The following is a 13,114-nucleotide window of genomic DNA, read 5'->3' as shown; positions in this document are numbered from 1 at the left end:
CAACCCCCAAATCATCTTAGTTTTTTTAATCGGTCTGTCTGGCTGACAATATCGGTTACGCGAACACCAAAATTTTCATCAATGACGACCACTTCACCCTGGGCAATTAAACGATTATTGACAAGAATATCAACCGGTTCACCGGCAAGCTTATCAAGTTCGATAATTGACCCGGAGGAAAGTTCGAGAATTTCCTTAACCGATCGTTTTGTCCTGCCCAATTCCACAGTCACCTGCAGGGGGATATCCATGAGCATATTCAGATTTTTCGTTTCTTGTTCCTGCTTCTGGTAGGGCGCAAAGTTAGAAAAACTCGCTGGCTGAATGTTTGCCTGCTGCCCAGGCACTTGCCCATAAGCGGAACCAAAATGCTGTGATGCGCTTTGATTAGAAGCTTGCTGCAGCGGGGTCTGATACCCACCCTGGACAGGTTGACTATAATCCTCCGCGCGCCGGTTGTCATCTTGTTGATAAGGCATTTGTGTATATCCGCTTGAATTCGGCGGCGATTCAATTGATCGTTGATGCAGTGGTTCCTGATATACTGATGCAGATCCGATATTTGCATCTTGTATTTGTTGAACATCTTCGATTCTAGCTGTCGGCCCTCCATTTGTGTCGGAAGGATGCAATAATTCAGAGACAAGGCTTTTTGCAAATGGAAGCGGCAGTAATTGCATGATACTAGAATCAATTAAATCCCCAACGCGCAAACGAAATGATATTTTCACGAGTAAATGTTCATTTGGGATCGAATTTTCGCCTTCTCCCGATTCTATGTTCAATAAATCAATACTTGGAGGAGAAATATCCACCTTTTTGTTGAATATAGTCGACATCGAAGTAGCGGCTGAACCCATCATTTGATTCATCGCTTCCTGAACGGCACTCAGCTGGATTTCCCCAAGCAGGTCTGAAGGATTCGCCCCATCTCCGCCAAGCATTAAGTCCGCGATGATTGCCGCGTCACTTTGCTTGATTACAAGCAGATTGACACCGGAAAAGCCTTCTGTATAATTCACTTGGATCGCAACATAAGGATGCGGAAATTCTTCATCAATCTTACTTCTATCAATCAATAAAACCGTCGGTGTCGTAATATCGACCTTTTGATTTAACAAAGTTGATAAAGCGGTTGCTGAGCTTCCAAATGATATATTGCCAATTTCGCCAAGCGCATCCTGCTCCATTGAGGATAAAAAGTCTTCAATAAGGGGAGAAGCTGCTTTATCATATGCAGTATCATCGGTTCCTCTTAAAAGGGCATCGATTTCATCCTGTGAAAGCATTTCATTATTTACCATCTTCGTCTCCCCCCTTCAAGGTATCTAGAATTTGGACGGCAAATTTTTTTCCGGCTTGCCCTGGCTGTGCGGCATATTTCGGAATTTCGCCAACTTTTACGGTCAACGGTACATCGATTGCCTGGTTTAATTCAATTACATCGCCGACATCAAGCAGGAGAAAATCCTCGATGGAAATGTCCGTGGAGCCCAATTCAGTTATGATCGGCAGATCGGCTTTTTTCACCCTTTGCTCCAATGATACAATTTCCTCTGGCAATCTTTCCTTTTTGGATGTCTGCATCCAATAATGGACAGAAAGCTTAGGGATGATAGGTTCCAACACAACATGGGGGATACAAATATTGATCATCCCAGTTGTTTCCCCGATTTGCGTATTCAGTGAGATGACCACCACTGTTTCATTTGGTGAAACCATTTGCAGAAATTGCGGATTCACTTCAAAATCAGTCAGGAGCGGTTCGATCTCAGCAACGGCAGCCCATGCCTCCTGAAGATTTTCAAAACCTCTTTCAAACAGATTGGACATGATTTTTGTTTCAATTTCGGTTAAGTTTTCCACCTTATTGACACTTACACCCTTCCCGCCAAGTACTCTGTCCATCATGGCATAAGCAATGTTAGGGTTGACCTCCATTAAAATCCTGCCATCCAGCGGCGGGACTTCGAAGACGTTCAATATCGTCATCTTTGGTATCGAACGGATAAACTCCTCATAGGGAATTTGATCGGCTGAAGCCACCGAAATTTGGATATATGTCCGCAGCTGCGCTGAAAAGTATGTAGTCAATAGCCGGGCAAAGTTTTCATGGATCCTTGTCAAGCTGCGGATTTGATCCTTTGAAAACCGCAAGGCTCTTTTAAAATCGTAAACTTTTACTTTTTTCTCGGATTCTTCTTTTTTTAGTTCCTCTGCATCCATCTCACCCGTTGAAAGAGCAGACAAAAGCGCATCAATTTCATTTTGTGATAACACTTCACCAGGCACTAGTGATCACCTCCATAATTCCTCTATAAAATGATATTTCTGCTTGGTGGCGCACTATTGAAGGAGAGAGGAGGTAATATAGACCTTTTCAACATCCCCTTCCTGCATTAATCCATTAACGTCAGCCTTTACTTTTTCCTGGAGTTGTTCTTTGCCGGCTTTCCCCTTCAATTCAGCGGATTTCATTTCAGACAGCTCGGTAATGATGATATTCTTCACCTGAAAATTTCTTTTTTCCAGCTCTTCTTTCGCTTTTTTGCTGTCTGTTTGGACAGTAAATGTAATTTTGATGAAATCCCCGCTGGCAAGGTTGGTGGTGATTTCAGGAATTTCCACGGAAGATTCGACTATTTCATCAATGGACGGCTCTTTAGCTGCGGTTCCATCCCCTGAAAACTTCGTCACCACTACAATCGCGATAACCCCGACAAGAGCGATCGCGGCCAGAATTATCAACATATTTCTTAGCAGTTTATTTTTCATCATCATTATCTCCCATATCATCACGAAGCCCGAGAACATTTATCATACGGTAAAAGGCAATAATAGCTTGGATAATCTCTTCCTCTCTTTCACTCACGACAATTTTCTTCCCGCTTGTGAATGTGATGGTTGTATCAGGAAGCGATTCTACCGTTTCGATGAACAACCCATTAACCGTAAAACTTTTCCCGTTTAATCTCGTAACCTTTATCAATCCCATACAGGAGTTTTAGGGGAAATCCTGCCTAAAACTCCTTCCCTCCCTTACTTATCGTTTTAAATTGACAAGCTCCTGCAGGATTTCATCTGAAGTGGTAATGATCCGGGTGTTAGCCTGAAAACCGCGCTGGGCAACAATCATTTCTGTGAATTCCTCTGATAAATCGACGTTTGACATTTCTAACTGTGATGATTCGATGGAACCAAATCCGGGAGTATTTGCAAAACCCCTAACCGGTGCACCGGAATTTGTAGTAATCTTAAAAAGATTATTTCCCGTTTTTTGTAAACCTCCCGTATTAGCAAACTTTGCGTTCATAATTTGTCCGGCAGTTACTAGCGCTCCAGCGTTTATATAGGTGACCGTTCCATTTTTACTGATACTCATCTCTGTTGCTGTAGAAGGTACATTAATTTTACTTGGGAAGGCGGCGGCCGGTGTGGTTGATTGGCCTAACACAAACAGACCGTCTCCATTTACTAAGTTTCCGTTGTTATCCAGATAGAAATTGCCGGCTCTAGTATAGCTTTGGTCTTGTCCGGCCGCATCGCCTACGATAAAATAGCCATCGCCTGCTATGGCTAAATCCAGCACCCTTCCCGTTGTCTGCAAACTCCCTGATTCATGCATCGTATCTATAGATGCCATTTGTGAACCCAGGCCAACCTGTTTCGGATTGACTCCGCCTCTATTCCCGGTTGGAGCACTTGCACCGGAAACGTTTTGACTGATTAAATCTTTAAAAATGACCCTGCCCTTTTTAAATCCATAAGTATTCACGTTAGCGATGTTGTTGCCGATCACATCCAGCTTTGTTTGAAAGTTTTTCATTCCGCTGATTCCTGAGTACATTGAACGTAGCATGTCTTTTCCCCTTTCGTCACACATTTTCCCGCTTTTACGTTGCCGCGATTTTAATGATTTGATTCGCCGAAATTTTTGAAGCATGTCCATCATCCAATTCAAACTGCGTTTTGCCATCCTTCATTTGAACAGATTTCACGGCTGCGGAAGCTTCCTGGTTGTCATTATTTGACCAGGTTACGGTCTTTCCGATCAGTTCACTGGCTGTAATAAGGCTATTGCTGGTCCCCGGCTGATTGACCTGCGAGATATTTCCCGGTTCGAGCGTCGTTCCATCCTCTAGAATCAGATATACGCTGTCATTTTTAAATTGAATGGAAGTGATCAAACCCGTGCCGTTCTCAACGGCAGGCTGTGCATTTGGATCCTCTCCCGGAATCACTTTATGCCAGGTAACGTCTTTGCCGACAAATTGATTATACGAGATCAGTTTGTTTTGCTGTTCCATTTGGACGAACTTGTCGATGCTTTTTCCCATGTTCGTAATCTGCTCCAGGGTTGAAAAGGTCGCCATTTGTGCGATAAAGTCTTTATCCTCCATCGGACTCGACGGATCCTGGTTTTGAAGCTGTGTCATCAATATTTTCAGAAAATCATCTTTTCCTAAAACATCGCTGCCAGTCTTTCGCTGTTTCTCCTGAGAGCCGGATAACAGCAGTGATGAGTCAATCGTATTCATGCTTTTCACCTACGCTTCCATATTGAGCAACGCTGCTTCAAGATCGGCCGTGAACTCCGTTTCGGCCTTTTCCTGATGGTTCTCGTTTTGCTGTTGTTCTTTTGTTTGCTGCTGGGGTCCGGACCTGTCTGAATCTCTTTGTAAAAACCTTTCCTGTGTAAAAGCGTTCAACGACTGTGAGATCTCTATTTTTTCAATCTGGAGATTCTGCCCGTTCAAAGCATGCTTCAAACCCTGGACCTGCGACTCTAATAAATCCCTGGCTTTTGCGGTAGTTGCGACAATTTTCGCGATCAGCACAGCATCCTTTTGGATGAGTTCAATTCTCAGGGAACCAAGATGCTCCGGATTTAGTTTGATGAACAGCTTCTGCATCCCATTTCTACTTGTAAAGTTTGCTTTGTTCAGAATATTTTCAAATGCTTTGATAAATTGTTCCTGGTTTACCGGTTGACCGCCTTTTTCCGTTGTTAACACAAATTGTTCCAGTTTTGAAATCTGAAAATGGACCGGATGGGATCTGGGTATTTCCGTTTGTTCAGTAGAAATGAACTCTTTTCCGCTATTTTTTGTTTCAGAGCTGTTTTTACGGCTTACATCATCTGTAATACCGCTAAAAGCGCGTTTGAGCCATTCTGTATTCCGGCCGTTCCCAGTGGCGACTTCTCTTTCAAAGGCAGCCCCAAGATTTTTTTTGGAAGAATCGTTTTCCAAAAGCTGTTCCACTTTGCTTGAAATTTTTTCGAGCAAGCTTTTCAATTGGGAACTTAGTGCTGCTTCATCAGCGGACATATCCTTAAATGCAGTCAAAAGCTCTTGGATCTTGGCAAATTTCACAACGTTAGAAGCGCTTTGAAGATCGACGTTCTGAAGCTGCTCTTCACTCAGCCGGGCAATGGCAGCCATTATCGAAAGTAAATCAATTCCCCCGATAGCGAGCAAAGACTGATCATTTTCTTCCTTTCCATTTTCATCCGGTTCTTTTAATTGTCCCATCTCTTTTAGTGCATCTGCCAGCTTTCCTAGGGAGGCTTCATCGATGCCGCCTTTTAAAAGCATGTTTACAAACGGATGGGATTCAAGCTGCTTCCCGTCCAGCAAAATGTCTCGCCCCAGTTGAAGGCCTCCCTCCAGGTCACTTAGACTGCCTGTCTGTAAAAATAGAGACAACTCCTGTAACCGTGCGGTCTGCTCGCTCGAAAGGCCCTCGATTTGTTGATTGGCACCAGCGGACAGGGCGGTGAGCGCTGTCCCAAAGCCAGAGGCCTGATTAGATGAGCTTAATTTAGTTGAAGCAGGCGTTCCTGATGGAGATTGTGAAGAAAAGACTGATCCAGCGTTCATTTTTTCACCTCCTTTACGGGGAACTGTCCCCCCTTGAGTTAATCGTGAGCCTCATTGTTAACCGGGCAGCATCTTCCGGTTTCATTTGTTCCATAATTGAAGTAAGTGTATCCGCTTTGATGCCCGATAATATTTTAACGGCTTCATCGTCCTCAAGCTGTGCGATGATCGGCGCCGATTTTTTTGCAGACATTGTTTCATAGGTACGGATGATATCCTTAAAGGCGCGTTTATTTTCGTCCTGTGCAGCCCTTAATTCTTCGATTTCCTTTTCAAGCTGCTGTTTTTCCAGTTCAGTACGCTGGATTGTTTGGTCGCCGCTGTCGATGAGTTCTTCGAGCTTTGCAATCTCCGCTTCGCTGTCTCTTTTTTCCGTCTCCAAATCTCCAATCTTTTTCTCGAATCGGTCAATGGATGGCATTTTCTGTTCTTTTTCGTCAAAAAGGCCGGATATTATCGGGAGGTTCTCTCCTGCCTTCTTACCTTCCTCGAAAACATTGACCCCCGCAACTGTAAGGACAATCGAAATGATCACAATCAAGAATAACAGGGGAATGAACACGACAAATAGAAACCATTGGAACTTATTGTATTGTTTTTCCTCACTCTCAAGCGTTGTTTTTTCCATGACCCTCACCTAGTTATCCTTGCTTAAGAATTGCTGTATCGAGATTTCGTCCATGTTTCTATTCTCTGTTTCTTTTAGGGTATCCAGGAATCTTTGAATATCTTTTTCTTTGATTCTTTGATATTTTTTCACTTCGATATTTTTTTCCATTAGCTTATCCTGCTGCAGTGTCATATTGTAACGCGCCTCGATAACCGCTTTTTGATAATGCTCGATGATCTTTTCAAGGTTATCCATAAAAAGCTGTTGATGGCGGATTTCCTGTATTGAAAGGCCACTTCTCAGTTTTTCTTGATGAAATTGCAATAGGTCTTCCTTCTTTTTCAGAAGCTTGTAAAGTTTTTCAGCCGCCTCTTCAAACTTTTTGAGCGCTTCATTATATTTGGAAAAGGCGTCGCTCTTCTCTTTTTCTTTGATGGTAAGTATTTTTTCGAACTTATATTGGTAGATCATGAGCTATTCACCTTTTTCCATCAATTGTCTTAAATTAAAAACGCTCTCGCCTTTTGACATTTTTTCATGTATTCCCTGCTTCAGGAAAGAAATGATCTGCGGCTGCATGTTAATCGAGTGGTCTATATCACTGGAAGCGCCTCTTTTATAAGCACCAATATTAATTAAATCCTCAGATTCGGCATACGTTGACAGCGTCGCCCGTAACTTTTCTGCAGCGCCTTTATGTTTTTCGTCAACAATGTTATTCATGACCCGGCTGATGCTTTTGAGGACATTGATTGCCGGGAACTGGCCTTTATTCGCAAGCTGCCTGTCAAGGATAAAGTGACCGTCCAAAATCCCCCGCACTGTATCGGCAATTGGCTCATTCATATCGTCGCCATCCACCAAAACAGTATAAAAAGCGGTGATTGTCCCCAACCGGTTAGTTCCGGTCCGTTCAAGCAGCCTTGGTAGGGTCGAAAATACGGACGGTGTATAGCCTTTCGTTGTCGGAGGCTCGCCTACCGCAAGCCCGATTTCCCTCTGTGCCATCGCGACGCGTGTGACTGAATCCATCATTAACATGACATTGAGGCCTTCATCGCGAAAATATTCGGCAATGGCCGTCGCCGTCAAGGCTCCTTTTATCCTCATCAAGGCAGGCTGGTCTGAGGTCGCTACAACAACGATTGACTTCGCCAAACCTTCAGGGCCAAGATCCTTTTCGATAAATTCCCGGACCTCCCTGCCGCGTTCGCCAATCAGGCCAATCACATTCAAATCAGCAGTCGTATTCCTTGCGACCATGCCCAGAAGTGTGCTTTTCCCTACCCCGCTGCCGGCAAATATTCCGACACGCTGGCCTTTTCCGACCGTCAGCAGACTGTCAATCATCCGTACGCCGACGTCGATCGGCTCATCAATCGGCGGTCTTTCCATCGGACCAGGGGGTTCTTGTTCTACAGAAACCGATGCCAGTCCTTTTGGAAGCGGGGAGCCGTCCAGCGGGTTACCGAGTGAATCGACGACTTGCCCGATTAAACCTGCACCCACCTTAATTTCCAGAGAGCGTGATGTCGCTTCTACAAGGCATCCCGGGGAGATGTCGCTTACCGCCGTATAAGGCATCAGAATCACCATTTCATTCTTGAAGCCTATAACCTCGGCGCGAATCTGCTTTTTTTTTCGCTTCATGCCGGTATGTATATAACAGACATCTCCGATAGAACTTGCGGGGCCTTGCGACTCTATCATCAATCCGACAACTCTCTTCACTCTTCCGTAATGCTTTAAGGTTTCCAATTCTTCAACAAAGGGCAATAGTTCCGCTGCCTTCATCTTTTACTCCCCTTCCAGCAATTCAACCAATTTCAACTTAATTTCTTTTAGTTGGCTGTCTATCCCTGCATCAATGCGTCCGTGCGTAGATTCGATGATACAGCTGGTTTCACCTATCCCTTGGTCCGGGTAAATATAAAACCTTGTTTCTTTATGGAAAATCGCACTCAGTTCTTCCTTGTGGGCAAGGAAATATTGATAATGGACTGGATGGACATGCAGTTCCACCTCGGGATGATCTTTCGCTTCCTTGATTGCCTGCTTGGCGATGGACATATATACTTGCTCTGAATCTTCCAATCTGGTGCCAATAATCCGTTCGGATACCTTTATCCCCAGTTCCAATATCGTTCTTTCGGATGCCTCGATATGGGCCAGATAATCATTTTTAGATGATGCTACAATTTCTCTGGCATGTTCAATCGCAGCAGCGCACTCTTCATAGCCCCTCTGCTTCCCAAGCTCTATTCCCTCATTGAAACCGAGCTCCCGTGCTTCCTGAACCATTTGCATTTTCTCGACTTCTTCAAAATGCATCCTGGACGCTTCTGCCTGTCTGAGAATCTTTTCTGCTTGTTGTCTTGCTTCGATAACGATTGCCTCAGCTTCTGATTTTGCCTGTTCCGTTACATTTCCTGCATCGATTTCCTGGAACACTGCGGCAGCTTCCGGATCTCCACCTTGCAGGAGAAAATCAAACTCTCGGATATTGATTTTTTTCTTGAGAATCGTATTTGCAAACTGTGATTTGATAATTCTAGACAATGATATCATCCCCTCCGCCGCGGGCAACGACGATTTCACCTGATTCCTCCAAACGGCGTATCACTGCAACGATACGTGACTGCGCTTCCTCTACATCGCGGAGACGGACAGGGCCCATATATTCCATTTCTTCCTCGAATGTTTCCACCATACGCTTCGACATATTTTTAAAGACGATTTCCTTGACTTCCCCGCTGGCAACCTTAAGCGCAAGTTTAAGGTCTTCGTTTTCCGAATCACGGATCACACGCTGGATGGCCCGGCTGTCGAGGGTTACGATGTCTTCGAAAACAAACATCCGTTTCTTGATTTCTTCCGCCAGTTCAGGATCCTGAATTTCCAGTGCATCGAGAATCGTCCTTTCCGTTGAGCGGTCCACACCATTCAACACTTCTACCACAGCTTCAACTCCCCCGGTCTGTGTATAATCCTGGGTCACGGTTGCTGAAAGTTTTCTCTCTAATATTTGTTCCACTTCATTGATAATCTCTGGAGATGTAATATCCATGATCGCAATCCTTCTGGCAATATCAGCCTGTACCTCTTGAGGCAGTTCAGACAGTATTTGTCCTGCCTGGGCTGGATCAAGGTAAGACAAAATCAAGGCAATCGTCTGTGGGTGTTCATTTTGGATAAAATTCAGGATTTGACCAGGATCAGCTTTACGGGCAAAATCGAAAGGCCTAACCTGCAGGGATGAGGTCAGCCGATTGATGATCGCTGCAGCCTGATCAGTTCCGAGCGCCTTTTCCAACACCTGTTTGGCGTAACCAATCCCCCCCTGTGAAATATAGTCCTGGGCAAGCGCTATGTTATGGAATTCTTCTAAAATCTCTTCTTTATCGTGTGAATCCACTTTTCTTACTCCCGAGATTTCCAGCGTGAGCCTTTCAATCTCTTCTTCTGAGAGATGCTTATAAACGGAAGCCGAAACGTCGGGACCAAGGGAAATGAGCAGGATGGCCGCTTTTTGCTTTCCGGTATGTCCGCCTTTTTTCTTTCTATCTGTCAACTTCATTTCCTCCTAGTCTTCCGCTATCCAGCTTCTCAACAGTTTTGCAAATTCCTCCGGCTTTTCTCTCGCTAACTTTTCCAGCTGCTTTCGTTTCTGGGTGGATTCCGTTTCTTGTTCTTCATTCAAATCGGGAACTTCAAAAACGATTTGTTCTTCCATGACCTCTTCTTCATATTGATCCCTTTTTCTGGAACGGATAAATAAAATCAGGAAAATGATCGCTGCGAGCAAGCCTACACCTCCGACAATGTAAACCCAAATCGGCAGGGACTTATCCTTTGGCTGGTCGAATTTGATCTTGCCGTTAAAGGGCTGTACGGAAACCGCAACCTTCTGAAAGATATCCTGATCAGTCAATTCCGTGGCACCATTATCTTTATCTATCGTGGTGCGGACAATGGTACTTAACACTTTGGTTATGTCATCAATGCTTTCCTGTGGAAGCGAGGCCGGATCATTTGGCTTTGGCGGTTCCACCATGACCTGTATTCCCAGATCATTGACTTTATACGGACTTTCAACAACCTGCTTTTTAATTCTGTTCACTTCATTATTGATGGTTTCTTCCACCCGTTCATAATCCCCGTTGCCATCTGTTCCAGCCTGGTACGTATATCCCTGCGAATCCGCAGGATCTTCCGCCTGGGGAGTCCCGCCGGGAGGTTTACCGGTTCCGGTGTATGTTTCATTTATTCTTTGAGCAGAAATGGCTATGCCTTCCATGTTTTCCTGGTCGACAGGAGTTACCAGGTTTTCCTCCCGGTTTTCCTGCGTAAAATCGACATCTGCGGTAACCGAAACGACAACTTTTTCTCTGCCCATCAGTGTGCCGAGCATATTCTGGACCTGTCTTTGAATATCGCGTTCGATTTCCTTTTTAATTTCATGCTGTGATGCAAAGGAGGCACCGGGTTCAGAATTGTTTTCATTTTTTAAATCAAAATACTCAAAATCCTGATTCATAATGACGATATTATCAGTAGGAAGATTGGGTACGCTTTTTGATACAAGGTGATACAGGGACTTTATCTGGCCGCTTTCGAATTGATAGCCAGGTTTCGTATTCAAAACGATGGATGCCGATGCTTCTTCCGGATCATCACTGACGAAAACCCCTTTTTCAGGAAGGGTGATCATCACATTTGCATCGTTTACACCATCTATCCCTTTGATAAGTTCCGCCAATTCTGTTTGCATCGCATCCAATTTAAGCACATTGAACTCATTTTCCGTCATGCCAATCCCGGCATTCTGGCCAAAGAAAGAATAATCTATGCTTCCCGATTTCGGGATTCCCTCTGCCGCGAGCTCCACCTTAAGAGTATCAACGCTTTCCTCGGGAACTTTTATCGTTTTCCCGCCATCGGTTATTTCAGATTGTATTCCCCTGCCATCAAGGTTCTCCTTAATACCGCCGGTTTCCGATGGTGATAAATCGCTGTACAGAGGAACCATTGTCGTTCTGGTAACGAGGAAGGAAACAACGGCAATTATTAAGGCAGCAAGAACGGCCGATCCAATCATTAGAAACCTTTGGGTTCTGCTTCTGCTTCCCCAAAAACCTGTCATTTTGTTCTTTATGTTCACTAACGCTTCATTCATTTTAATCCCCCGGGAAACCTAAATACTCATTCTCATTACTTCTTGATAAGCTTCGACGACTTTATTTCGCATCTCGATTGTTGCCTGCATGGTTATGCTCGCTTTTTGGGAAGCAATCATTACCTGATGCAAGTCGATATTATCCCCTCTGGCCATCTTTTCCGTTATTTTGTCAGAGACTCCTTGAGCTTCATTTACTTTTTCTATAGAATTTTTTAGGAAGGATGCAAAACTTTGTTGAGCTTCGTATGGTGTAAATGGCTTGGCTTGCATGCTCTCACTATTTGTCTTAAACACTTTGTTTTCAGGAGTAAAAGTAATTCCCTGCATATCATCCAGCTCCTATCTATTTGCCTATTTCAAGCGCCTTCATCATCATGCCCTTTGAAGCGTTAAAAACGGTGACATTGGCTTCATAGGAACGAGTCGCACTCATCAGATCGACCATTTCCCTCAAAGGATCGACATTGGGTATTTGCAGATAACCATCTTCATTTGCATCGGGATGTTCCGGGTCGTATATAAGCTTAAATGGTGTGTCCCTGTCTTCGTCGATCTTCGATACCCTGACACCTTCGCCTGCCGTGTTTGCTCCTTTGCTGCCGATTGCTGTATGTAAGAAGCTGGAGAAACTGGTTTCGTTCGGCTGTAAAGCGACCGTTTTTCGCCGGTATGGCTCCCACGTGTCCGGGCCAATCTTCCTCGCCCGCGTTGAATCGGCGTTCGCCATGTTTGAAGAAATGACATCCATCCTTAAGCGTTGCGCTGTTAAAGCGGAAGCTGTCCCGTTCATACTGGTAAACATGCCCATCACTTGCCACCCCTTATTACATTCTGCATGGATTGAAATTTACCGTTCAGCCTATCAGCTACCGCATTATAATAGATTTGGTTTGTAGCCAGGTCACTCATTTCCTGATCCATATCAACACTGTTGCCATTATTGTTGTATTGAAGGCTGTTTTTCGTCACAATTCCAGATTGAATTGGAGGTTTCATCTGAAAATCATAATGTCTGCTTTCCGTCCGGAAAGCATGAATGGATGCCTGCAGCTCATTCTGAAAAGAAGCTGTAAATTGGACATCTTTTGCTTTATAATTTGGTGTATCTGCATTCGCAATGTTTTGCGAGATAACTTTTTGCTTTGTACCCGAATAATTCAAAGCATTCTCAAGTGTTTGAAATGTATTCGAAAACAATTTCATAAAGCGTTCACCCCTTTTTGCGCAAGAAAAATATTACATATACCCATACTTGTAACATAATAAACATAATCTAGTAACTATTGTAAAGAATAACATACTCCCTGTCTATCAAGTATCGACAAAACTTTCAGTGCAAAAGTCCTATTTTTGTCGGCTTATGTCATATAATTCTTATAAATGATACAATCTCCACAAGAAAACCTGAAAAAAGCTTCTTAAAATTAGGCCTTCTTCATTAGA

16 protein-coding genes are annotated in these 13,114 nt (G+C 44.0%); all 16 read right to left on the bottom strand.

Translation table 11 applies throughout. The features are described from left to right. Nucleotides 1–11: 11 nt before the first annotated feature. The 16 genes from fliY to flgB all read right to left on the bottom strand — a co-directional run bounded on the left by fliY (nt 12) and on the right by flgB (nt 12,874). Nucleotides 12–1,304, bottom strand: a complete 1,293-nt coding sequence (gene fliY, locus ELQ35_RS08955) for a flagellar motor switch phosphatase FliY (protein ID WP_126864478.1) — start codon at nt 1,302–1,304, stop codon at nt 12–14. Continuing rightward, on the bottom strand, nt 1,294–2,292 hold the full coding sequence (fliM, locus tag ELQ35_RS08950) for a flagellar motor switch protein FliM (protein ID WP_126864477.1): 999 nt from the start codon (nt 2,290–2,292) through the stop codon (nt 1,294–1,296). The genes fliY and fliM overlap by 11 nt, the downstream gene beginning before the upstream one ends. 54 nt (nt 2,293–2,346) lie before the next feature. Next, a complete protein-coding gene (fliL, locus tag ELQ35_RS08945) occupies nt 2,347–2,778 on the bottom strand; it encodes a flagellar basal body-associated protein FliL (RefSeq protein WP_126864476.1) in 432 nt (143 codons plus the stop codon). Further along, nucleotides 2,765–2,995, bottom strand: a complete 231-nt coding sequence (locus tag ELQ35_RS08940; RefSeq protein ID WP_425466817.1) for a flagellar FlbD family protein — start codon at nt 2,993–2,995, stop codon at nt 2,765–2,767. The genes fliL and ELQ35_RS08940 overlap by 14 nt, the downstream gene beginning before the upstream one ends. A 48-nt stretch (nt 2,996–3,043) precedes the next feature. Beyond that, nucleotides 3,044–3,859, bottom strand: coding sequence for a flagellar basal body rod protein FlgG (flgG, locus tag ELQ35_RS08935; RefSeq protein ID WP_126864474.1), 816 nt, complete (start codon nt 3,857–3,859; stop codon nt 3,044–3,046). A gap of 34 nt (nt 3,860–3,893) precedes the next feature. Continuing rightward, nucleotides 3,894–4,538 carry a flagellar hook assembly protein FlgD gene (flgD, locus tag ELQ35_RS08930; RefSeq protein ID WP_126864473.1) on the bottom strand — a complete coding sequence of 215 codons (645 nt, stop codon included), beginning with the start codon at nt 4,536–4,538 and terminating at the stop codon, nt 3,894–3,896. A 9-nt stretch (nt 4,539–4,547) separates the two neighbouring features. After that, nucleotides 4,548–5,882, bottom strand: coding sequence for a flagellar hook-length control protein FliK (locus ELQ35_RS08925; RefSeq protein ID WP_126864472.1), 1,335 nt, complete (start codon nt 5,880–5,882; stop codon nt 4,548–4,550). A gap of 13 nt (nt 5,883–5,895) precedes the next feature. Beyond that, nucleotides 5,896–6,510, bottom strand: coding sequence for a MotE family protein (locus ELQ35_RS08920; RefSeq protein WP_126864471.1), 615 nt, complete (start codon nt 6,508–6,510; stop codon nt 5,896–5,898). 9 nt (nt 6,511–6,519) lie between these two features. Further along, nucleotides 6,520–6,963, bottom strand: coding sequence for a flagellar export protein FliJ (gene fliJ, locus ELQ35_RS08915; protein WP_126864470.1), 444 nt, complete (start codon nt 6,961–6,963; stop codon nt 6,520–6,522). A gap of 3 nt (nt 6,964–6,966) precedes the next feature. Continuing rightward, entirely contained in the window at nt 6,967–8,286 is a 1,320-nt protein-coding gene (gene fliI, locus ELQ35_RS08910; protein ID WP_126864469.1) for a flagellar protein export ATPase FliI, read from the bottom strand. Between the two features lie 3 nt (nt 8,287–8,289). Next, on the bottom strand, nt 8,290–9,051 hold the full coding sequence (fliH, locus tag ELQ35_RS08905) for a flagellar assembly protein FliH (protein ID WP_185861707.1): 762 nt from the start codon (nt 9,049–9,051) through the stop codon (nt 8,290–8,292). After that, the gene (gene fliG, locus ELQ35_RS08900) at nt 9,044–10,069 is read right to left on the bottom strand and encodes a flagellar motor switch protein FliG (protein WP_126864467.1); all 1,026 of its coding nucleotides are present in this window, start codon (nt 10,067–10,069) and stop codon (nt 9,044–9,046) included. Before fliG ends, fliH begins: the two co-directional genes overlap by 8 nt. A 6-nt stretch (nt 10,070–10,075) precedes the next feature. After that, nucleotides 10,076–11,668 (bottom strand): flagellar basal-body MS-ring/collar protein FliF, encoded by a 1,593-nt coding sequence (fliF, locus tag ELQ35_RS08895; RefSeq protein ID WP_126864466.1) that lies wholly within the window; start codon nt 11,666–11,668, stop codon nt 10,076–10,078. 18 nt (nt 11,669–11,686) lie between these two features. Then, nucleotides 11,687–11,941, bottom strand: a complete 255-nt coding sequence (fliE, locus tag ELQ35_RS08890; RefSeq protein WP_246026026.1) for a flagellar hook-basal body complex protein FliE — start codon at nt 11,939–11,941, stop codon at nt 11,687–11,689. Between the two features lie 73 nt (nt 11,942–12,014). After that, nucleotides 12,015–12,479: a flagellar basal body rod protein FlgC gene (flgC, locus tag ELQ35_RS08885; protein WP_126864464.1), complete on the bottom strand. Its 465-nt coding sequence runs from the start codon at nt 12,477–12,479 to the stop codon at nt 12,015–12,017. Further along, entirely contained in the window at nt 12,479–12,874 is a 396-nt protein-coding gene (flgB, locus tag ELQ35_RS08880) for a flagellar basal body rod protein FlgB (RefSeq protein ID WP_126864463.1), read from the bottom strand. The genes flgC and flgB overlap by 1 nt, the downstream gene beginning before the upstream one ends. Between the last annotated feature and the right edge of the window lie 240 nt (nt 12,875–13,114).

Origin of the sequence: Peribacillus cavernae, assembly GCF_003989135.1 — a bacterium.
Taxonomy (GTDB): domain Bacteria; phylum Bacillota; class Bacilli; order Bacillales; family DSM-1321; genus Peribacillus; species Peribacillus cavernae.
Note: the sequence above shows the minus strand (reverse complement) of the source record. Positions and strands in the feature narration are given on the sequence as shown.

Excerpts from the sequence above, each read along its gene's own strand:
- fliG (WP_126864467.1), bottom strand. The coding sequence starts at position 10,069 with ATGAAGTTGACAGATAGAAAGAAAAAAGGCGGACATACCGGAAAGCAA.
- flgG (WP_126864474.1), bottom strand. The coding sequence starts at position 3,859 with ATGCTACGTTCAATGTACTCAGGAATCAGCGGAATGAAAAACTTTCAA.
- flgD (WP_126864473.1), bottom strand. The coding sequence starts at position 4,538 with ATGAATACGATTGACTCATCACTGCTGTTATCCGGCTCTCAGGAGAAA.
- flgC (WP_126864464.1), bottom strand. The coding sequence starts at position 12,479 with ATGGGCATGTTTACCAGTATGAACGGGACAGCTTCCGCTTTAACAGCG.
- flgB (WP_126864463.1), bottom strand. The coding sequence starts at position 12,874 with ATGAAATTGTTTTCGAATACATTTCAAACACTTGAGAATGCTTTGAAT.
- ELQ35_RS08920 (WP_126864471.1), bottom strand. The coding sequence starts at position 6,510 with ATGGAAAAAACAACGCTTGAGAGTGAGGAAAAACAATACAATAAGTTC.
- fliY (WP_126864478.1), bottom strand. The coding sequence starts at position 1,304 with ATGGTAAATAATGAAATGCTTTCACAGGATGAAATCGATGCCCTTTTA.
- fliI (WP_126864469.1), bottom strand. The coding sequence starts at position 8,286 with ATGAAGGCAGCGGAACTATTGCCCTTTGTTGAAGAATTGGAAACCTTA.
- fliJ (WP_126864470.1), bottom strand. The coding sequence starts at position 6,963 with ATGATCTACCAATATAAGTTCGAAAAAATACTTACCATCAAAGAAAAA.
- ELQ35_RS08925 (WP_126864472.1), bottom strand. The coding sequence starts at position 5,882 with ATGAACGCTGGATCAGTCTTTTCTTCACAATCTCCATCAGGAACGCCT.
- fliE (WP_246026026.1), bottom strand. The coding sequence starts at position 11,941 with ATGCAAGCCAAGCCATTTACACCATACGAAGCTCAACAAAGTTTTGCA.
- ELQ35_RS08940 (WP_425466817.1), bottom strand. The coding sequence starts at position 2,995 with ATGGGATTGATAAAGGTTACGAGATTAAACGGGAAAAGTTTTACGGTT.
- fliL (WP_126864476.1), bottom strand. The coding sequence starts at position 2,778 with ATGATGAAAAATAAACTGCTAAGAAATATGTTGATAATTCTGGCCGCG.
- fliF (WP_126864466.1), bottom strand. The coding sequence starts at position 11,668 with ATGAATGAAGCGTTAGTGAACATAAAGAACAAAATGACAGGTTTTTGG.